This window comes from Ensifer sp. KUDG1, from assembly GCF_050434285.1.
In the GTDB taxonomy this organism is placed as follows: domain Bacteria; phylum Pseudomonadota; class Alphaproteobacteria; order Rhizobiales; family Rhizobiaceae; genus Ensifer.
Genome location: NZ_JBNDIG010000002.1, coordinates 698203 through 718233, shown reverse-complemented (window position 1 = coordinate 718233; position 20031 = coordinate 698203). Strand labels below are relative to the sequence as shown.

Genomic DNA, 20031 nt, shown 5'->3' with positions numbered 1-20031 from the left:
TTTGAAGGTCATGCAGGAAAATGGTCGCTGTCAGTCTTTCGGCAGCGCATCGAGAGCCTGTTGCGCCTCGGACATCCCCTGGGCCGCTGCCTTGCCATACCAGAGCGCCGCCGCTTTCAGATCCTTGTCGACCCCGGTCGCCTCGACATAGGCCTGCGCGACGTTGAACTGCGCCTTGGCGTGGCCCTGCTCAGCTGCCTTCATGAACCAGCCGAAGGCCGCTGCCGGGTCACGGTCCACGTCGGTGCCGGTCGCATAGGCGACGCCGAGATTGTGTTGCGCCAGCGCGTAGCCTTGCTCTGCCGAGAGGGTATAGAGCCGCACCGCCTCCTTCGCGTCACGCTCTACGCCGCGGCCATCGCTATACATTAGCGCCAGATTGTATTGACCGGCGGCGTCACCCGTATCGGCAGCAGTTCGGAACCATCGTGCTGCTGCCACCTGATCCTCGGCGACACCTGTCCCGCTCACATACATCAGGCCAACGTTTAGCTGCGCCGTCTTGTGCCCGTCCTCCGCCGCCTGTTTGAACAGATCGAAAGCAGCGGTCCGGTCCTGCACCACACCCTGCCCCTGCAGGTACATGATCGCGAGATTGAATTGCGCAGCCGCATACCCGCCCTCGGAAGCATTCCGGTACCAGCGCGCCGCAACTTCGTCGTCGCGCGAAACGCCCTGCCCCGTGACGTAGAGTAAGCCTAGCTTGAATTGCGCCAGTGGAAACCTCTGCGCCGCCGAAAGGCGGTACCAGCGGAGCGCCTCTTCAATGTTTGGCTCGACGCCTTCGCCCTTGAAATACTTCTGCGCCAGCTCGTACTGGGCAATGGCATGCCCGCTCTCGGCGGCCCGCCTGAACCACCTGACGGCATCGACCTCGTTTCGGGCCACGCCGCGGCCCTCCATCAGCATTGCTGCCAGATTATATTGCGCCGGCACGTTGCCGCCTTCAGCAGACTTCTGGAACCAGCGAAACGCTTTGGCATCATCCTGCTTGGTGCCTTTCCCGGTGAAGTAGGCCCAGGCGATGCGAAACTGCGCGTAGATGTCCCCGTTCTCCGCAAGCACTCGGTCCTGCTCTGTCGGGACAGGGGGCATTTCTGCGAGCGCCGGGAAAAATGACGTGCCGAGCGCAAGTGCGGCAACAAGGCCGAAAACGGCCGGTTTCATCCATTCCTCCCGATGGCAACGCATTCGGGGAACGTTAAGCAACGAAGAGTTGATTCGCCATCGCGTTTCCCTTCGACAGAGACGCAACAGTCGATCCGCTTTGCGCATTGGCGAACCGCCGGGGAGACGCGAGCGTTTGCCGCACGCGCCTCTATCGGCCGTCAGTTCGTCGCGCCGACGGCCGTTTCGTCCGGAATGTCGTTCAGGCGCACGAAGCTGTAGCCCTTGGCCTTGAGGTCGAGGATGCCGCGGGCAACGCCGGCGCCGGCCGAATGGGTCGGCTGGTTGATGTGGGCGATGATGACGTCGCCGTCCTTGGCGGCGCGAATGCGCTTTTCAGCCATTGCAGCCCCCAGCAGCGAGCCGCCGTCGCCGTTCACCGAGTAGCCGGCGATGCGGTAACCCATGGCGCGGATCTGGCTCATCGACGAATGGGTGTATTTGGCCGTCGCGCCGCGAAACCACTTAGGCGCCGGCAGTCCATGCGCCTTGATTGCGACAGCACCGCCATCAACTTCGGCCGCGACCGCCGCCTCGGAGCCGGCTGCCGCGATGCCATAAACGGAGATCTTCACGTCGATCGGCGGCACGTGCATCGCGCCGTGGTCCTCGATCTCGAACAGATCAGGATGTGCCTTCATCACCTCGACGACGAGGCCGTTGCGCTTCAGCCAGCGCGCGGTGACGAAGATCGTCGCCGGGATACGGTTTTCGATCAGCGTGCCGAGGATGCGCATGTCGGTGGCGCCGCTGCAGGCGTCAAGCGTCAGCGCAACCCGCGGGGCTGCGCCCTTTCCGCCGGGATTGGAAGGCAGACGCAGATCCGGCTCGACGAGCCCAGGCGCAGCGGTGGCCGAATGGGCGAACGTGGTGGCGGCAACAAGCGCGAGAACAAGGGCTTTCATGGCAATCCGGAGGAAGAAAGTCTGGGAAGGAATGTCAAATGACAGAAACCCGCCTTTTGCGAGGCGGGTTTCCGGGATTTAGGTGGGCAGCCCTGCCCGAAGCTTGATCGGCGCTTAACGCTGCGCGACCGGGCGAACCAGCGGCGTCACACGGCGAATGGTGACGCGGCGGTTCTGTTGCTCGGCGTCCTGGGTGCGAACCTTCAGGAAGCGCTCGCCATAGCCCTGGGTCGCCAGGTTTTCCGGCGGAATGCCGTAGACCTCGGTGAGCAGCGAGGCGACCGATTCGGCGCGCTTGTCGGAGAGCACCAGGTTCGAGCGGTCCGAGCCGACGGCATCGGTGTGGCCTTCGATGAAGAAGGTTTCACCCGGATCCTTGGCGAGGATCTTCTCCATCGCGGCTGCGACCTTGCGCATGGTCTTGGCCTGCGACATCGACACTTCGGCACTGCCCGTCGGGAAGGTGATGGTGTCGAGGTCGACGCGGCGAACCTTGTCGCGCAGGCGGGCGGAGTGGCGCACTTCGTCCATCGTGTAGACGCGTTCGACACGCTCGACCGGCGGCTCGGCGAGGAACTGGTAGTAGTCGCGATCCGGATCGTCGGAAACGTCGGCGATGTAGTCGCGGACCGGAATGCGCAGGCGCATCGGCGGCAATTCGTAGCCGACGTCGATGATTGCCGGACGCGGACCCTCGTCACGCTCGGGCGCATAGATCATCAGGTATTCGTTGCCGTCGCGGTCGACACGCGAGCGCTGCAGGATGTCGCCGTAACGGTTGTAGACGGTGACGATCCGGTAGCCGCCCGGCCGCACGATGGTTTCGCGGGTGCGGCCACGCGGAAGCTGATCGTAGTAGGTCTCTTCCGCATCGTAACGCAGCCGCGGACGGTCGTCGCCACGCACGAAGATCTGGTCGCCGACCCCGAGGATCACCCGGTTGTCGATCTGTTCGACGATCTTCACCTCGGTGATGTTGTTGGTGATGTTGTTGACCGTCGTGTTGTTGTTGATCACCGTGTTGTTGATAACGGTGTTGTTGACGATGTTGGTCGTCTCCGGAACCACGAAGACCGGAGCCTCGTCGACGCGCGTACCCTTTTCGTTGAGGTTCGCTTCGATCTTCTGCGGCAGGTCGGCCTGGATCTCGGCAGCGATCGCAGCCTGCGCTGCGGCATCGTCGGCTGGCGGCGGTGCGTCCTCTTCCTTGGCGCGCAGTTCCTCGCGCAGCTTCTGACGCTCTTCGCGCGCCTGGTTGCCGCCGGCATTGTCGGCGTCCTTGTCGCTGTCGAGCACGGCCGCACCGTTTTCGACCGGCAGGACGACGGTTTCGTCGGTCGCGGCCGGATCGTCGGCGATCTTCACCTTCTCTTCTTCGGTACGGGTATCGACCACTTCCGGAGCTGGCTGCTGCACCTGCGGCTGCTCGGCGGTTACCGGCTGCTCGGTGCCGGGCACGGGCTGGCCTTCACCGGTCTGCGGTTGTTCCGTGCCGGGTGCAGGCTGGCCTTCACCGGTCTGCGGTTGCTCCGCGCCGGGTACAGGCTGCCCTTCGCCGGTCTGCGGCTGCGGCTCGACGGCAGGAGCGGTTTCGCCACCGGCCTTCTGCTCTTCGGCAGCCTTCTGTTCTTCGGCAGCCTTCTGCTCGTCCGCAGCCTTCTGTTCGTCAGCGGCCTTCTGCTCGTCAGCAGTCTTCTGCTCGTCGGCAGCCTTCTGTTCGTCAGCGGCCTTCTGCTCTTCAGCGGCCTTCTGCTCGTCGGCAGCCTTCTGCTCTTCGGCGGCCTTCTGCTCTTCGGCAGCCTTCTGCTCTTCGGCAGCCTTCTGCTCTTCGGCAGCCTTCTGCTCTTCGGCGGCCTTCTGCTCGTCGGCAGCCTTCTGCTCTTCAGCAGCCTTCTGTTCCTCAGCAGCCTTCTGCTGCTCGGCAGCCTTCTGCTGCTCGGCAGACTGGCGCGCAGCCTCCTCCTCGGCAGCCTTCTGCTGCTCAGCAGCCTGACGGGCGGCTTCTTCCTCAGCGGCCTTCTGCTGTTCGGCGGCCTGACGGGCAGCCTCTTCCTCGGCAGCCTTCTGCTGTTCGGCAGCCTGGCGCGCAGCTTCTTCCTCAGCGGCCTTCTGCTGTTCGGCGGCCTGTCGTGCAGCCTCTTCTTCAGCGGCACGCTGCTGTTCGGCCGCCTGGCGCGCAGCCTCTTCCTCGGCAGCACGCTGCTGCTGCTCGGCGGCTTGGCGCGCGGCCTCTTCTTCAGCGGCGCGCTGCTGTTCGGCAGCCTGGCGCGCGGCTTCTTCTTCCGCCTGGCGCTGTTGCTGCAGCAGCAGCTCCTGGTCGGATTGGCCACCGCCCTCCTGTGCAACCTCGAATGGCTTCATCAGGCTGTCGGCCACGGCAGGCGGAACCGCCACGGACACCGACAGCACCGGCAGCGCGACGGTCGCAAACAGCTTGGATCGAATCGACATTTTGTCTTCCTTCCTCTTCCTGGGAGGTCCTGGCCCGCATCCTCTCGTCAACCCATGACACGCTGACGAAGGGAATGCGAACACGAGTACTTACGGGGCCTTGACCCAAGGTTTCGGCTTTTTTGTGTTGGCCGCGAGACGCGCGGTCCAATGCAACGCCCAAACCGCGAACCGGTTCCTTGACAAGGGCTAGCGGAGGCAAGATTAACCGCCGCTGAACGCCTCGTTCATGTTTCTCCGGCGCTGAAAAGCACAATCATCGGTCGAATCCCGATTCCCGTTGAGCGCCTTCGCTTTCCTGTTGATTTTTAGTGGAAAAGAGTACGAATATCGCCACAACCGGCGGCAGACGCCCCGGCTGAAATTGGCATCCGCGAAAAACAAGAAAAGCGGATGTCGGCCAACAGAGAGGACTATCATGCGTATTTCCAAGCGGCTGGCAGCCGCCGCATCGGCTGCCGTTTTCGTGCTCATGGCAGGCTCGGCCATGGCCGATGGCGAAAAGGTCGTGATCGGCACGGAAGGCGCCTACCCGCCCTTCAACAACCTCGAAGCGGACGGCACGCTGACGGGCTTCGACATCGACATCGCCAAGGCGCTGTGCGTGGAAATGAAGGCTGAATGCACCTTCGTGACGCAGGACTGGGACGGCATCATCCCGGCGCTGATCGCCAAGAAGTTCGACGCCATCATCGCGTCCATGTCGATCACCGCCGAGCGCAAGGAAAAGGTCGACTTCACCAACAAGTACTACAACACGCCGCCGGCTATCGTCGTACCGAAGGATTCGCCGATCACCGAGGCGACCGCCGCCGCTCTGCAGGGCAAGGCGCTCGGCGCGCAAGGCTCGACCACCCACTCCAACTATGCCGAAGCGCATATGAAGGGTGCCGAAATCAAGCTCTATCCGACGGCTGACGAGTACAAGCTCGACATCGCCAACGGCCGTATCGACGCGGTCATCGACGACGTGGTCGTGCTCTCGGAATGGCTGAAGACCGCTGACGGCGCCTGCTGCAAGCTGCTCGGCACGCTGCCGATCGATCCGGTTATCAACGGCGACGGCGCCGGTATCGCGGTCCGCAAGGGCGACGACGCGCTGCGCGAAAAGTTCAACAAGGCGATCGAGGCGATCCGCGCCAACGGCAAGTACAAGGAAATCAACGAAAAGTACTTCCCATTCGATGTTTATGGCAGCTGATTGACGGTTTCCGGTGCGATTTCCTAGTGAATCATGCCGGAAAAACGTCGGTTGATGCGAAAATTGCAACGGCGGATGGCTTGCCCTTCCGCCGTTTTTGTTTGACAAGAGCCTAAAACAAAGCGCGATCGATACGCATAAGAACAGCGCAAAAGGGGAAATCTCTGACATGAGCGGGTTGTTTGCCGGCTTCTATTCCATCCTCTCCTGGATCGGATCGATCGTCGATCCATTCTGCGGCCCGGTCGGGGTCTTCACCTGGTTCGGACCAGGCACGCTTCTGGCCTGCGGCGACACCGGATGGGGCGACGATATCGCCCACGGCTTCGTCATTACCGCGAGCCTTGCCATCGCCACGCTGCCCGTCGGCCTGCTGATCGGCTTCTTCATCGCGCTCGGCAAACAGTCCGAAGAACGCACGGTGCGGCTGGCCGCCAACATCTATACGACCATCTTCCGCGGCCTGCCCGAACTCTTGACGCTCTTCATCGTCTATTACGGCCTGCAGATCCTCGTTCAACAGCTGCTGGCATCGCTCGGCTACGACGGTCCGGTCGAAATCAATGCCTTCTTCGCCGGCATGATCGCACTCGGCGTCGTCTTCTCCGCCTATTGCTCGGAAGTCCTGCTGTCGGCTTTCAAGGCCATCCCGCATGGACAATACGAAGCCGGTGACGCCCTTGGCCTGCATCGCGGCCGCACCATGCGCCTCATCATCCTGCCGCAGCTCGTGCGCATCGCCCTGCCCGGTCTCGGCAATCTCTGGATGGCGCTGCTCAAGGACACGGCCCTCGTCTCCGTCGTCGGCCTGACGGACATCCTTCGCCAGACCGGCATTGCCGCCCGCGTGACCAAGCAAGCCTTCGAATTCTACGGTGTTGCCTGCGTGCTCTTCCTGATCCTCGCGATGATCTCCTCGATCGTCTTCTCCTACATTGAACGGCGAACCAAGCGTGCGGAGATGGGCCGATGAGTGTCATTGCAACGATCATCCCGCCCCAGGCACCGCCACCGGTTCCGCCGAAGCCCTATACGCTCACCCGTTTCGTCGGCAGCGTTGCGCTCGGCATCTGGCTGGCGCTCGGCGTCGGCATCTTCCTGACGGTCGTCGGCGGATGGGATCCGGACAAGTTCGCCAAGTACGGCCCGCGTTTCATCAACGGCCTCGGCGTCACGCTGATGCTGGTCGGCCTTTCGATCGTCATGGGCGCCATCCTGTCGCTGCCGATCGCCTTTGCCCGCATGTCGAAGAACAAGGTCCTGTCGTGGCTCGCCTACGGCTATGTCTACTTCTTCCGCGGCACGCCGCTGCTGGCACAGTTGTTCCTCATCTATTACGGCCTCGGCAGCTTCCGCCCGCAGCTCGAAGCGGTCGGCCTGTGGTGGTTCTTCCGTGACGCCTGGAACTGCGCGATCTTCGCCTTCACGCTCAACACCGCAGCCTACCAGGCGGAAATCCTGCGTGGCGCGATCGAGAGCGTGCCGCGCGGCCAGCGCGAGGGGGCTGACGCGCTCGGCCTTCCCCAGCGTGTCGCCTTCTGGAAGATCATCCTGCCGCAGGCGATGATCGTGGCGCTGCGCCCCTACGGCAACGAGATCATCCTGATGATCAAGGGCTCGGCGATCGTCGCAATCGTCACCGTCTTCGATCTCATGGGCGAAACACGCTACGCCTTCTCCCGCACCTTCGATTTCCAGATGTATATCTGGGCAGCCATTCTCTACCTCATCATGGTCGAGATCCTGCGCAACATCTGGAGCCTGCTGGAAGCGCGGTTGACGCGCCATCTGAAGCGCTAGGCTTTCTACGTCGATTTCGAACAGGCTTGGCAGCACTCCCAAAGAGAGGCTGCCAAGCTTTTGTTATTTCACGAGAAAGTTTCACTTCGGGACAAATATTAGCCCTTGATTAACAAATCAGGCGTTTCATCATAGAGACCAACCTTTGCGAGAAGTGAGGTCCACATGACGAACGAGATGGAACTTCAGCTCAAGGGCTACGGACTGACGACGGCGCAGATCCTCTACCACCTGCCCGACCATCCGGCCTTCCTCCAAACCTACATCTGGCAGCACTACGACCTGGCACCGGAATTCCCGGAGATGCGCAGCTTCCTGAAATTCTGGGAAGAGAAGCTGGACGGGCCGTTGCATTCGGTGCGCTACGTGCACCGCAAGCTAATCTCGGCCACCGAATGGCGCGCACTGAAGGGCGAGTTCATTCTGCACTGAGAGCTTCACCGGCGTTCGCTCTAAGCCGTCGAGACAGGCGAGGCGTGACGCCTGGTGTCCTCAAACATGCACTTCCCCGTGCGCCAGTTCGCCCTCGCGCGGCTCCTTGTGCAGCGAGCCATAGAGCACCACCCCATAGAACAGCACGACACCGATGATCACCGGCCAGCCGGGCAACGGACCGAGGGCTGCATTCTGGGCAACGTCCATCCAGGAACGCACATGGCCGAAAGGCTCGCCATTGGTGGAGATCTTCGGCGAGGAAATCTTCAGCGCCCAGGCGAGCAGCAGGATCAGGTACATCCAGCAGTAATTGCGCTGCAGCCGGCGGCAGACCGCTTCCCGGTAGCTCATCAAGAAGGCGGGCTTGCGCAGGCTCTTGGCGATCGACGCCGCCCAATTGAGGTTCGGCGTGCCGTCGGGCGCCAGGATCTGGGCGAAGTAGCCGCGCTCCAGTTGCCGCACCCGCGCGCGGTAGACGTCGAAGAAGCGATAGCGCCGGGCTTCGATCAGTAGCAAGAGCGTGATCAGCAGCATGGCGAAGAGCAGCACGCCATGATGCGACGACGGCGTCGACAGCGATACCGAAAGCAGCGCCGCAACAACAGTGATTGCCCAGTTGGACGTCCGGTCGATGCGATCGCGCCAGCCGGCCATGCGCCCCATCTCGCCGCGATAATAATGCACCACGGCGTTGATCTGTTCCTGCGACGTCTGCGGCAAAGGCGGGCCTTTCGGCTCCTTCGTTTCGGCGCTCAAGATCAGCGGCCCAAGCTCGGCGGACATCGGCATTCCTCCCGTCTTTTCTTATGCTTGCGATGATGACTCCTTTCCTGCCGCCGATAAATCCCGATGACGCCCCGTGGCGACGTTTTTCGTTCAAAAGATCAATGAAATCCTGCCACTGGCCACAGGCACGCACGATCTGCCGCCGCAAAGCTTTCGCCGACGGCGATTGCCAAAGACCGCCTGCGGACGTAAGAAGCGCCCATGACCCAGAAAAGCACGAAAATCGACGAGGAAGCGCTGGCCGAAGCCTACAACCGCGCCCTCTCCCTGGAAAAGTCCGGCAAGTTCGATGCCGCCGCCGACGCCTATCACGAAGTGCTGGCGCTCGATCCGGAAGACCACGGCGGCGCTGCCGTGCGGCTGGCCTCGATGGGACGCGGCGAAACGCCTGTGAAGGCGCCCGACGCCTATGTCGCCACGCTCTTCGACCAGCATGCCGAAGTGTTCGACAACGTGCTCGTCGACCAGCTCGGCTACTGCGTGCCCTTGCTCGTTCGCCAGCGCCTGCAGGCGCTTGAGCTCGGCCCGTTCGACCGCGTGCTCGATCTCGGCTGCGGCACGGGGCTGACCGGCGGCGCGCTTCGCGACATGGCCGAAGACATCACCGGCGTCGATCTCTCCGAAAACATGGTCGAGATCGCCCATGAAAAAGACCTCTACGAGACGCTCTACGTCGCCGAAGCAGTCGACTTTCTCGACGACAATGACGACGAGCCCTTCGACCTGATCGTCGCCACCGACGTGCTTCCCTATATGGGCGCGCTCGAGGCGCTGTTCTTCGGCGCCGTCGACAACCTCGTGCCGGGTGGCCTGCTGATCTTCTCCAGCGAGACGCTGCCTGCGGAAACCTTCGCCGGCCGCGATTTCATGGTCGGCCCGCACCAGCGCTTCGCCCATGCCGAGAGCTACCTGCGCGACCGTCTCGCCGCCACCGGCTTCGAGATCGTCGAAGTCGGCGACATCACGGTTCGCCTGGAAGAAGGCGAGCCGATTGCCGGACATCTGGTGGTCGCACGCTTCAAGCCCTGATTGGGCCATGACGGCATCATGATTAGGGAGCGTCGCACGATGCTCCCTTCTCTCTTTTCCGCACCCGCGCCATCGGCTACACCAAGGCGAAAGCAATGGGAGTATTCGGAAAATGGCAAAGGTTGCATTCATCGGTCTCGGCGTCATGGGCTACCCCATGGCCGGTCACCTCAAGGTCCGCGGCGGGCACGAGCTGACGGTCTATAACCGCACCTTCGCCAAGGCCGAGAAATGGGCTGCCGAGTTCGGCGGTCGCGCGGCGCGCACGCCGGCGGAAGCTGCCGATGGCGCCGATTTCGTCTTCTGCTGCGTCGGCAATGACGACGACCTGCGTTCGGTCACAACAGGCAAGGACGGCGCCTTCGAGAAGTTGAAGGCCGATGCCGTCTTCATCGACAACACCACGGCCTCCGCCGAGGTCGCCCGCGAACTTTACGAGGCGGCCAAGGCCCGCAACGCCCACTTCATCGACGCCCCGGTTTCCGGCGGCCAGGCGGGTGCCGAAAACGGCGTGCTGACGGTGATGTGCGGCGGCGACGAAGCCGCCTTCGATCGCGCCAAGCCGGTCATCGAAGCCTTTGCCCGCATGGTCGGCCTGATGGGCCCGGCCGGCGCCGGCCAGATCACCAAGATGATCAACCAGATCTGCATCGCCGGCCTCGTCCAGGGGCTCGCCGAAGGCATCCACTTCGGCAAAAAGGCCGGCCTCGACATCGAGAAGGTCGTCGACGTCATCTCCAAGGGAGCGGCCGGCTCCTGGCAGATGGAAAACCGCCACAAGACCATGAACGCCGGCAAGTACGATTTCGGCTTTGCCGTCGACTGGATGCGCAAGGATCTCGACATCGTGCTCGCCGAAGCCCGCCGCAACGGCGCCAAGCTGCCGGTGACCGCGCTGGTCGACCAGTTCTACGGCGACGTGCAGGAAATGGGCGGCAATCGCTGGGATACGTCCTCGCTGCTCGCCCGCCTCGAAAAGTGAGCCTTGGCCCCTCCTCGACCGCGGGCGAGATCATCGCTCACCTGCGGTCGCTTGGCTCCGAGGACAATCTTGCCGGCATGGCGCGTTTCGGCATCGTTACCGACGCCGCCATCGGGCTTTCCAATGTCGAGCTGCACAAGATCACCCGGCTGGTGAAGACCGATCACCGCCGCGCGCTGGAACTCTGGCAGTCCGGCATCCGCGAGGCGCGCATCCTCGCTGCCTTCACGGCCGATCCGAAAGCGCTGACGCTGGAAGAGGTGCGCCGCTGGGCGGACGATTGCAATTCCTGGGAAATCGTCGACACCGTTGCCGACCTCTTCGTCGCCGCGCGCTTCGAGCGCGAACTGATCCCGGAATTTGCTGGCGACGAACGTGAATTCGTACGGCGCATCGCTTTTGCGATGATTGCGACCGCTGCGGTCCACCTGAAGAATGAACCGGATGCGGCCCTGCTCGCCTGGCTGCCGTTGATCGAGCAGCATTCCGGCGACAATCGCAACTTCGTCAAGAAGGCGGTCAACTGGGCGCTCCGGCAGATCGGCAAGCGCAATGCCGCCTGCCACGGCCCGGCGCTTGCGCTGGCTAAGAAACTGGCGGAAAGCGAAAACCGCGCCGCCCGCTGGGCGGGCAAGGACGCGGTCCGCGAACTATCAGACGACAAGATCCGGGCCAGGCTTGGCCTCGCCTGAGCCTGATAGCGGAGATCAGTCCTCGCTGGACTTCGCCTGGTCGATCATCATGTAGTCGAGCGGCAGCTCGGTCGTATACTTGATCTGCTCCATGGCGAAGACGGAGGAGACGTCGCGGATCTCGATCTTGGCGATCATACGCTTGTAGAAGGCGTCATAGGCCGCGATGTCAGGCACGACGACGCGCAGCAGATAGTCGACGTCGCCGCTCATGCGGTAGAACTCGACCACTTCCGGAAATTCGGACACGACCTCGGAGAAGCGGCGCAGCCACTCCATCGAGTGGGAATTCGTGCGGATCGAGACGAAGACCGTGACCTTGGTGTTGATCTTCACCGGATCGAGCAGCGCGACGCGGCGGCGGATCACGCCGTCCTCTTCCATCTTCTGGATGCGCCGCCAGCACGGCGTGGTCGAAAGCCCGACCTTCTTGGCAAGGTCGGCAACGGCCAGCGTGGAGTCCTCCTGCAGCAGGCGCAGGATTTTGCGGTCTAGGCGATCCATGAGAGTCCCTCTCGAATTATTTTTCCCTCTATAGCGCGAAATTGGTGAAGATAAAGAAAATTGTTTCAGTTCGCGAGAACGGAAACACGTTCGCGCAGGAAAGGCAGCACGTCCGCCTCAAACCAGGGATTGCGCTTCAGCCAGCCGGTGTTGCGCCAGCTTGGATGCGGCAGCGGCAGGATCGCCGGCACGGCGTTGCGCATGGCGTAGCGCCGCCAGTCCTTCACCGTCTCGGTCATGGACTTCGGACAGTCCGGGCCGATGTGCCAGCGTTGCGCATAGTGGCCGATCGCCAGCACCAGCTCCACCTGTGGCATCTGCTCCATCACCCGGTGGCGCCAGAGCGGCGCGCATTCGCGCCGCGGCGGCAGGTCGCTGCCATGGGCGTCATAGCCCGGAAAACAGAAACCCATCGGCACGATCGCGAATTTATCCGGATCGTAGAAAGCCTCGCGATCGACGGCCAGCCACTGCCGCAACCGGTCGCCGGACGCATCGTTGAACGGCAGGCCGCTGTCATGCACACGCAGCCCTGGCGCCTGCCCGGCAATCAGGATGCGCGCGGCAGTGGAGATCACTGCCACCGGCCGCGGCTCGTGCGGCAGCCGGTCGGCCTCGCCACGCAGCGGATTGTCGCGACAGATGCGGCAGGCGGCAATGTCTGCCCGCAACCGTTCGAGTTGAGCAATGCGGTCGTCAGGCATCGGCGATACCGGAAAAGAGTGCGGTCAGGCGCTCGAGCAGCCAACCGCGGATCGCGGCAAGCCAGCCATCAATCAGGTGCGGCCCCTCGTCGGGATGACCGTTTGTCCGGCGCCACTCCTGCGGATTCACGAACTCGCCGACCCAGAGCCCGCGCTGCTCGCGTTCTGCCCGTGCCTCCTCGGCCTCATAGCGTCCGTAGCTCACCGCATAACCCGAAAGCACCATTTCGCGCCCGACATCGCGGCCGGCCGCATCGCAGACACCGAGCTCGCGGCCGTATTTGTCGCGGCCGTGAAAACGACAGCGAACATCCCCCGCCGATATCAGCGCCCGCAAGCGGTCGCGCGCCTCGCGGCCGCAATCCCAGGCAACGCCGTCGCGCTGGCAGGTCTGGGCGAGTTCCGGAGCATCGATGCCCTCGATGCGGACGCGCTTCCCGTCGATCCGCAGGCTGTCGCCGTCGCTCGCAATCGCCGCACCCCGTGCTGAACCGGTCGAAGATCGGTCTCCGACCGGCAGCCGATCGGCGAAAAAGGCGCCAATCGCCAGCAGCAGAAGAATGATCCAGCCGCCGGCCATGCCGCGACGTTCGCCGGACGGCGCCTGACCGCGGGACCTGCCGCGGCCCTTGGGAAACCGATATGTCGTCCGTCCGAATTTCACGCCTGCCCTAACCTCGTTTGCCCGCACGGTGCCTGACAGACCAGCGCGTCATAAACATGGTCGATTCCAAAAGATTAGAGAAGGAATCTCACATGCAGCACGATCTTTTGCGACCTTGAACACGGCTGCGCCACAATGGTTGTCGAATCCTTCACGCACCGCAGCAACTTCTTAAGGATTGCTCACTAGACTGCAACGCAATCGCAACCGTCGCATATGAGCATGAGTATCGCTGCCAGCACATCGACCGATAAGATTATCGTCGACAAATCGCGTAGCCATCGAAACAAGGCTGTTTCGAGGACGGTCCGCGCGACGCGCGAACGGCTGCAGACGGGCTCGTCGGTGCCTTCGGGCTTCGAGCGCGAGATGCTCAATCTCTACATCGACAGTGCACTGCATGGCGCGATCGCCATCCCGGTGCTCGTCGCGCTGATAACAGCGGTCGGCATCTACCTCTCCGGCAATCTCGGCTTCGTCCTCTGGGCGGTCATGACGCTTTCGGCCCATGCCGTCACGCTCTTCTTTGCGCGCAAGGCACGCCGGGAAGACATAAGCGCCGAGAAGGTTCCGGTCTGGCGTCGCCGCTTCCTGCTCGGCCAGGTGCTGATGGGCCTCTGCTGGGCGACCTTCGTGGCGCAGGATTGCGCGAGCTGCGGCAATGTGCGCTTCGGCTTCTTCGAGGGGACTGTGCTGCTGGTCGCGCTTGCTGCGACCGCCATGGGCACGTTCCTGCTGCGCAACGCGCTCCTCTACACCTTCGCACCGGTCGTCGCCGCCCTCGCCTTCGCATCGCTCACGACCGGCGACCCCATCTATGTCGGCCTCACCGGCATCATCTCGCTGTCGCTGCTCTTTCTGGTGCTGATGACCGACCGGATGAACCGCGCAAGCGTTCACATCCTTTCCGTTCAGTCGGAGAAGGACGACCTGATCGCGGAACTCGAAGTGGCAAAGTCGATGTCCGACGAAGCCCGTCGGCGCGCTGAAGAAGCCAACCTCGCCAAGTCGCGCTTCCTCGCCTCCATGTCGCACGAACTGCGCACGCCGCTCAACGCCATTCTCGGCTTCTCCGAAGTGATGTCGACCGAGGTTCTGGGCCCGCTCAGCAACCCGACCTACAAGGAATACACCAACGACATCCACCGCTCGGGCGAGCATCTCTTGAACCTCATCAACGAGATCCTCGACCTGTCGCGCATCGAGGCTGGGCGCTACGATCTCAACGAGGATTCAGTCAGCCTCGTCGATATCGCCGAGGATTGCATCGGCATGGTGCAATTGAAGGCCCGCGCCAAGAACATCACCATCCACCAGCAGTTCGAACACGGCATGCCCTCGGTCTGGGTCGACGAAAAGTCGATGCGCCAGGTCATTCTCAATCTGCTGTCGAATGCCGTGAAGTTCACCAATACCGGCGGCGAAGTCACCTTCAAGGTCGGCTGGACGGCCGGCGGCGGCCAGTATCTCTCGATCAAGGACAACGGCCCCGGCATTCCCGAGGAAGAAATCCCGATCGTGCTCTCAGCCTTCGGCCAGGGCTCGATCGCCATCAAGAGCGCTGAACAGGGCACCGGTCTCGGCCTGCCGATCGTCCAGGCGATCCTTGCCAAGCACAATGGCGAATTCATCCTGCGCTCGAAGCTGCGGGAAGGCACTGAAGCCATCGCCATCCTGCCGGCCCGCCGCGTGCTCGAAAGCCTGCCGGCGATCGAGGATGTCGCAGCCCCGGTTCGCCGCCGCAAGAGCTTCGCCTGATCCATGCACGTCGAGACACAGCGCCTCAGGCTTCGGCCCTGGGAAGAACGCGACATCGCGCCCTTTGCGCTTGCCAACGCAGATCCCGAAGTCCGGCGCTACTACTATCCGGCCATTCTGACGCACAATGAAACGGCAGCGATGATTGACGACTGCACCCGTCACCTCGCCGACCGCGGCTTCGGTTTCGTCGCCGTTGAACGCAAGTCCGATGGGGCGCTGATCGGCGGTCTCGGCCTTTCGGAGGCTGGAGACGAAATCCCCGGCGGCCCGCATGTCGAAATCGGCTGGATCCTCGCCCCCGCCCACTGGCGGCAGGGTTATGCGCTGGAGGCGGCGAGCGCCTGCCTGGACCATGCGTGGCGCACACTCGGCCTTGCCGAGGTCATCGGTTATACCTCGCGCATCAACCAGCCGTCGCGGGCACTGATGGAACGATTGGGCATGCGCACGGATCCGGCCGAGGACTTCGACGACGTCACGGTGCCCGTGGGCAACCCGCTGCGTCCGCACGTGCTCTATCGGGTGAAGGCGCCGGCCGGCTGGCCGATCAGTTCATGAAGCCGTCGAAGATCACGACATAGGCGGCATAGACGCCGTTGGCGACGATCAGGCAGAGGCAGGCGAAGGATCCAAGATCCTTGGCGTTCTTGCCCATTTCCGAGATTTCGGGAGAAACGCGATCGACGATTTCCTCGATGGCCGTGTTGATCGCCTCGAAGGCCATCATCAGCAGGAAGAGGATCGCCATCGCCACATATTGGAAGAAGGTTGCGCCGACGACGATGAAAGCGACCATCGCGGCAGCAAAGGCGATCAGTTCGTGGCGAAAGGCCGCTTCGCCGATCAGCCGCTTGGCGCCGCCGAGCGAATAGCTCGCAGCGGCAAAGAGATGCCGAATGCCGGTTTGCTTTTCGACAGGACCCGTCTGTCCAATGCGGTGCGTGGTGTTCTTGGCGTCCATTTCGTCTCGACAGGGCTTGAAACCGTGCTTGCTTCGACATCGTGATTGAGGCGAATGCATGGCGGTTTCGGTTGCAGGCACCCAAAGACTATAGCTAGGGCGCGCATTTGCGCTTTGGATAGGCGAGAAGGACGCATCCATCAAGGCCCGGCACGCGACGGCGTCGCGCCCGTGACAGGCCTTGGACAGAAACCGGCCGGTCTTCCTGCAAAGACCGGCCGAAACTTCACTATTCCTTGTTGCTGACGCCGGCCTGGGCAAAGGTCGCCATGCCGCTGTGGCAGGCGGCCGCCGCCTTGACGATGCCGGCGGCGAGCGCCGCACCCGTGCCTTCGCCGAGCCGCATGCCGAGCGCCAAGAGCGGCGTCTTGCCGAGCTTCTCGATTGCGCGCAGATGCCCCGGCTCGCCCGAAACATGGCCGATCAGGCAGTGGTCGAGCGCGGACGGATTGGCCGCCCTCAGGATCGAGGCCGCGGCGGTCGCCACATAGCCGTCGATGATCACGGGCACCTTCTGCACGCGCGCCGCCAGGATGGCGCCGGCCATGGCCGCAATCTCGCGGCCGCCGAGGCGGCGCATCAATTCGAGCGGATCGGACAGGTGGTCGCGATGCAGCGCCACGGCCTTTTCGACGGCAGCGATCTTGCGCTTCAGCACCTCGCCTTCCGAACCGGTGCCCGGGCCGACCCATTCCTCGGCCGTGCCACCATAAAGGCCGAGATTGATCGCGGCCGCGATCGTGGTGTTGCCGATGCCCATTTCGCCGATGCACAGCAGATCCGTGCCGCCGGCAATTGCTTCCATGCCGAAGGCCATGGTCGCCGCGCAATCGCGCTCTGAGAGTGCCGCTTCCTCGGTGATGTCACCGGTCGGATATTCGAGCGCCAGGTCGAAGACCTTCAGCCCGAGGTCGTGGCTGACGCAGATCTGGTTGATCGCCGCACCACCGGCAGCGAAGTTCTCGACCATCTGCGCGGTGACGGACGACGGGAACGGGGTCACGCCCTGACGGGTAACGCCATGGTTTCCGGCAAAGATTGCCACCAGCGGCCGGTTGACGGCCGGCGCCTTGCCGGTCCAGGCGGCAAGCCAGAAGGCAATCTCCTCGAGGCGCCCAAGCGCTCCCGGCGGCTTCGTCAGCTGCGCGTCCCGCTCCCGCGCGGCAACAAGTGCTGCCGCATCCGGGCCCGGCAGGTTGCGCAGCAATTCGCGAAAATCATCAAACGGCAGGCCGCTGGCACTCATGGGAGGAATCCTTGCATCATCGTGAAGCTCTATCTACGCCCCTCATAGAGGTCGCTGAAAATTCGGGCAACGACATTTGCGCCAATCGGCGTCGCCGCCTCGATCCGTCAGCGGTCGGAGACGGCCGTTGAAAGGTCTTGGAAAAGTGTGGCCGGTACGCACCGGCGAGCCCGTCCGGCTTGCGAGACTCGCCGCAGTCGGTAGTTTGGCAGAGGCCGGCTCAATGGCCGCAACCTTGGAGGAGCCATGGGCTTCGGTGGCGATTTCTGTGACGATGTGGCGCGGTCGATCGGCTTTCTCAGCCGCATCCCCATGCCCGCGCGCCACTTCGAAGGCTATGACGGGCGCCTGAGCCGCGCCGTGCGCGCCTTCCCGCTTGCCGGCCTGCTGATTGCCTTGCCGTCGGCCGCCTTCGCCATGGGCCTCATGGCGCTGCAGGTGAGTTCGCTCTTTGCCGCCTTTGTCGTCGTCGCCATCCAGGCACTAGTCACCGGCGCGTTGCACGAAGACGGGCTTGGCGACACGGCCGATGGCTTTGGCGGCGGCCGCGACCGCGACGCGGCGCTTGCGATCATGAAGGACAGCCGCATCGGCACCTATGCGGCCGTCGCCCTCATCCTCTCCTTCGGTCTGCGCGTCTCGGCGCTCGCCTCGATCCTGCCGCTCTTTTCGCCGCTCGGCGCCGCCATGGCCATCCTTGGTACCGCCTGCCTCAGCCGCGCCGCCATGGTCTGGCACTGGTCGTCGCTGCCACCGGCACGCAGCGGCGGTGTCGCGGCAGCAGCCGGCGCGCCCGAGCCGGCGGCCACGCGCTTCGCGCTCGCTTCGGGCGTTCTTGTCGCGATGCTGCTCTTCTATCTTGCGCAGGTTCCGGCGCTCGGCCTCATCGCAGCGCTCGTCGCATTCCTTGCCACCGTCAAGGGTTTTGCTCGGCTGGCAATGCGCAAGATCGGCGGACAAACGGGCGACACGATCGGAGCCACGCAGCAACTGACCGAAATCGCCGTACTCGGTGCCCTTGCGCTGACGGTTTGAAACATCGATATATCAAGGGAAAACTGAGCACGCCCATGGAATCTCCCTGCATTCTCGTCTGTTCGATCGATGACAAGACCGGCTACTGTTTCGGCTGCGGCCGCACCCGCGACGAAGTCGGACGCTGGACGCTCTATACCGATGCCGAACGCCGGGCGATCATGAGCGCGTTGCCTCAGCGCCTCGAGACCGTCGAACGCAAGCCGCGGCGTGAAACCCGGCGCACGCGCATGGCGAGGGAACGCGGCGAAGCATGACCCGTCTTGCCATCCTGCTCTCGATCCTGGCCATCGGTCTCGTCCTGCTGATCGTCAACCACGACACTGGCCGCACCATGGGGCTTGCCAACGACCAGTTCGGACAACTGGTTTCGCTCGGCGCCATCGCCACGCTCATCGGCGCCGGTATCCTGCAAAGCCGCCACCGCTTCGGCGAAGGGTTGCGCCAGATCGCCATCTGGCTCTTCGTCGTTCTGGCGCTGGTCTCGGCCTATGTCTACCGCTTCGAGCTGCAGGGCTTCGGCAACCGCCTGCTCGCCGGACTCATCCCCGGCCGCGCCACCATCATCACCGACAGCGAGGGCCAGCAGGAAGTGGTGCTGCAGAAGATGCTGAATGGTCATTTCGAGACCACCGCGACGGTCGACGGCAAGGACATCAGCATGCTGGTCGATACCGGCGCCAGCAGCATCGCCCTCACCTATGAAGATGCGGAAAAGATCGGCCTCGACCCGGCCAACCTCAATTACATCGTCACCGTCATGACTGCCAATGGCCGGGCCCAGGCAGCCCCGGTGATGCTTCAGGAGATTTCGATCGGCCCGATCACGCGCCGCAACATCGGTGCGACGGTTGCGGCCGAAGGCAAGCTCGACCAGAGCCTGCTTGGCATGAGCTTCCTGTCGACGCTGGAAATGCTGCAGATGCGCACCGACGAGCTGCGCCTGCGCGACTGACCGCACATCCGGCCGGTCACCGCTCCGGCCCGATCAATCCTGGCAGAGGAGCCGCTCATGGATTTCATGCGACTGCTGAAGTCGATCGAAGAGCTGCTCTACGAGCTCGTCTGCTGGCTGCTGTTCTATCCGCTGACCCTGTGGCGCACGCTGCGCCACCCGCAGGCGATGATGCGCTATGCCGACGTCGAGCTTGGCGACGAGCTTCAGGACCAGTATTCGGATGCGCTGAGCCCACCGCTCTTTCTGCTGATCACGCTGCTTCTGGCACACGCGCTGGAGCTTGGCCTCGTCAGGCAGGCTGTTCCGTGGACCGCGACGTCGCTGCTTGCCTCGGATTCCAACCTGCTGATGTTTCGCGCCGTCGCCTTCAGCATTCTACCCTTGCTGATGGCGGTGAAGCTCCTGCGCAGCAAGGGCGCAAAGCTGACACGCGAGACGCTGCGCCCGCCCTTCTTCAGCCAGTGCTATGTCACCGCACCCTTCGCTTTTGCGATCAGCCTCGGCGGCCAATTGCTGCTTGCCGGGCACAACGCCTTCACCTCCGTCGGCGTCGTCTTCGTCGTCGCCTCGATCGTCTGGTACATCGTCGCCGAAACGCGCTGGTTCATGGCCGACCTCGGGCTTTCCGCCGTGCGGTCGCTTCTCCACGTCATCGTCACGATCCTGCAGGCGCTGCTTGCCATGGGCGTCGCCAGCGCCATCATCGCCTATGCCAGCGGCGCCGTGCCGGCGGCGGCGTTTTGACGGCCG

At 63.3% G+C, this 20031-nt stretch carries 22 protein-coding genes; 13 read left to right on the top strand and 9 right to left on the bottom strand.

The window, feature by feature from the left end; genetic code table 11:
• Nucleotides 1-30: 30 nt before the first annotated feature.
• The 3 genes from M2267_RS09080 to M2267_RS09070 form a co-directional block, all read right to left on the bottom strand.
• Nucleotides 31-1167, bottom strand: a complete 1137-nt coding sequence (locus M2267_RS09080; RefSeq protein WP_429114105.1) for a tetratricopeptide repeat protein — start codon at nt 1165-1167, stop codon at nt 31-33.
• A gap of 161 nt (nt 1168-1328) precedes the next feature.
• Nucleotides 1329-2072: a polysaccharide deacetylase family protein gene (locus M2267_RS09075; RefSeq protein ID WP_043616458.1), complete on the bottom strand. Its 744-nt coding sequence runs from the start codon at nt 2070-2072 to the stop codon at nt 1329-1331.
• Between the two features lie 114 nt (nt 2073-2186).
• Nucleotides 2187-4523, bottom strand: a complete 2337-nt coding sequence (locus tag M2267_RS09070; protein ID WP_429114103.1) for an OmpA family protein — start codon at nt 4521-4523, stop codon at nt 2187-2189.
• Between the two features lie 418 nt (nt 4524-4941).
• On the opposite strand from M2267_RS09070, the gene M2267_RS09065 reads away from it, so the two are divergent.
• The 4 genes from M2267_RS09065 to M2267_RS09050 all read left to right on the top strand — a co-directional run bounded on the left by M2267_RS09065 (nt 4942) and on the right by M2267_RS09050 (nt 7956).
• On the top strand, nt 4942-5724 hold the full coding sequence (locus M2267_RS09065; RefSeq protein ID WP_034795139.1) for an ABC transporter substrate-binding protein: 783 nt from the start codon (nt 4942-4944) through the stop codon (nt 5722-5724).
• 169 nt (nt 5725-5893) lie between these two features.
• Nucleotides 5894-6697: an ABC transporter permease gene (locus M2267_RS09060; protein WP_043624130.1), complete on the top strand. Its 804-nt coding sequence runs from the start codon at nt 5894-5896 to the stop codon at nt 6695-6697.
• Nucleotides 6694-7524, top strand: coding sequence for an ABC transporter permease (locus tag M2267_RS09055; protein ID WP_043624134.1), 831 nt, complete (start codon nt 6694-6696; stop codon nt 7522-7524). The genes M2267_RS09060 and M2267_RS09055 overlap by 4 nt, the downstream gene beginning before the upstream one ends.
• 165 nt (nt 7525-7689) lie before the next feature.
• Nucleotides 7690-7956 (top strand): usg protein, encoded by a 267-nt coding sequence (locus tag M2267_RS09050; protein ID WP_043625476.1) that lies wholly within the window; start codon nt 7690-7692, stop codon nt 7954-7956.
• 60 nt (nt 7957-8016) lie between these two features.
• Here the strand turns inward: M2267_RS09050 and M2267_RS09045 are convergent, their stop codons facing one another.
• Nucleotides 8017-8742, bottom strand: a complete 726-nt coding sequence (locus M2267_RS09045) for a DUF2270 domain-containing protein (RefSeq protein WP_043625474.1) — start codon at nt 8740-8742, stop codon at nt 8017-8019.
• Between the two features lie 204 nt (nt 8743-8946).
• On the opposite strand from M2267_RS09045, the gene M2267_RS09040 reads away from it, so the two are divergent.
• The 3 genes from M2267_RS09040 to M2267_RS09030 all read left to right on the top strand — a co-directional run bounded on the left by M2267_RS09040 (nt 8947) and on the right by M2267_RS09030 (nt 11448).
• Nucleotides 8947-9774 (top strand): class I SAM-dependent DNA methyltransferase, encoded by an 828-nt coding sequence (locus tag M2267_RS09040; RefSeq protein ID WP_043625471.1) that lies wholly within the window; start codon nt 8947-8949, stop codon nt 9772-9774.
• A gap of 112 nt (nt 9775-9886) precedes the next feature.
• The gene (locus M2267_RS09035) at nt 9887-10756 is read left to right on the top strand and encodes an NAD(P)-dependent oxidoreductase (protein WP_429114098.1); all 870 of its coding nucleotides are present in this window, start codon (nt 9887-9889) and stop codon (nt 10754-10756) included.
• Nucleotides 10753-11448, top strand: a complete 696-nt coding sequence (locus M2267_RS09030) for a DNA alkylation repair protein (protein ID WP_429114095.1) — start codon at nt 10753-10755, stop codon at nt 11446-11448. Before M2267_RS09035 ends, M2267_RS09030 begins: the two co-directional genes overlap by 4 nt.
• Before the next feature lie 15 nt (nt 11449-11463).
• Here M2267_RS09030 and M2267_RS09025 read toward each other — a convergent pair whose 3' ends face one another.
• From M2267_RS09025 to M2267_RS09015, 3 genes are all read right to left on the bottom strand, one after another.
• Nucleotides 11464-11952, bottom strand: coding sequence for an Lrp/AsnC family transcriptional regulator (locus M2267_RS09025; RefSeq protein WP_034795162.1), 489 nt, complete (start codon nt 11950-11952; stop codon nt 11464-11466).
• Nucleotides 11953-12017: 65 nt separating this feature from the next.
• On the bottom strand, nt 12018-12656 hold the full coding sequence (locus M2267_RS09020; protein ID WP_429114093.1) for a uracil-DNA glycosylase family protein: 639 nt from the start codon (nt 12654-12656) through the stop codon (nt 12018-12020).
• A complete protein-coding gene (locus tag M2267_RS09015) occupies nt 12649-13236 on the bottom strand; it encodes a thermonuclease family protein (RefSeq protein WP_429114092.1) in 588 nt (195 codons plus the stop codon). The genes M2267_RS09020 and M2267_RS09015 overlap by 8 nt, the downstream gene beginning before the upstream one ends.
• A gap of 306 nt (nt 13237-13542) precedes the next feature.
• Between M2267_RS09015 and M2267_RS09010 the strand changes: the two genes are divergently transcribed.
• Both M2267_RS09010 and M2267_RS09005 read left to right on the top strand, forming a co-directional pair.
• A complete protein-coding gene (locus M2267_RS09010) occupies nt 13543-15078 on the top strand; it encodes a sensor histidine kinase (protein WP_429114091.1) in 1536 nt (511 codons plus the stop codon).
• Between the two features lie 3 nt (nt 15079-15081).
• On the top strand, nt 15082-15639 hold the full coding sequence (locus M2267_RS09005; protein ID WP_429114089.1) for a GNAT family N-acetyltransferase: 558 nt from the start codon (nt 15082-15084) through the stop codon (nt 15637-15639).
• Here M2267_RS09005 and M2267_RS09000 read toward each other — a convergent pair.
• Complete coding sequence (locus tag M2267_RS09000) at nt 15629-16042, bottom strand: diacylglycerol kinase (protein ID WP_043625459.1); 414 nt, start codon at nt 16040-16042, stop codon at nt 15629-15631. The genes M2267_RS09005 and M2267_RS09000 overlap by 11 nt on opposite strands.
• 229 nt (nt 16043-16271) lie before the next feature.
• On the bottom strand, nt 16272-17288 hold the full coding sequence (cobT, locus tag M2267_RS08995) for a nicotinate-nucleotide--dimethylbenzimidazole phosphoribosyltransferase (protein ID WP_043625456.1): 1017 nt from the start codon (nt 17286-17288) through the stop codon (nt 16272-16274).
• Nucleotides 17289-17534: 246 nt separating this feature from the next.
• On the opposite strand from cobT, the gene M2267_RS08990 reads away from it, so the two are divergent.
• Genes M2267_RS08990 through M2267_RS08975 form a run of 4 tightly spaced genes read left to right on the top strand, consistent with a single transcriptional unit; the run spans nt 17535 to nt 20025 of the window.
• Entirely contained in the window at nt 17535-18323 is a 789-nt protein-coding gene (locus tag M2267_RS08990; protein WP_429114086.1) for an adenosylcobinamide-GDP ribazoletransferase, read from the top strand.
• Nucleotides 18324-18358: 35 nt separating this feature from the next.
• Nucleotides 18359-18580, top strand: coding sequence for a DUF1289 domain-containing protein (locus tag M2267_RS08985; RefSeq protein WP_043626030.1), 222 nt, complete (start codon nt 18359-18361; stop codon nt 18578-18580).
• A complete protein-coding gene (locus tag M2267_RS08980; RefSeq protein WP_402317809.1) occupies nt 18577-19278 on the top strand; it encodes a TIGR02281 family clan AA aspartic protease in 702 nt (233 codons plus the stop codon). Before M2267_RS08985 ends, M2267_RS08980 begins: the two co-directional genes overlap by 4 nt.
• 57 nt (nt 19279-19335) lie before the next feature.
• On the top strand, nt 19336-20025 hold the full coding sequence (locus tag M2267_RS08975) for a permease (protein ID WP_429114084.1): 690 nt from the start codon (nt 19336-19338) through the stop codon (nt 20023-20025).
• The last annotated feature ends 6 nt before the right edge of the window (nt 20026-20031 follow it).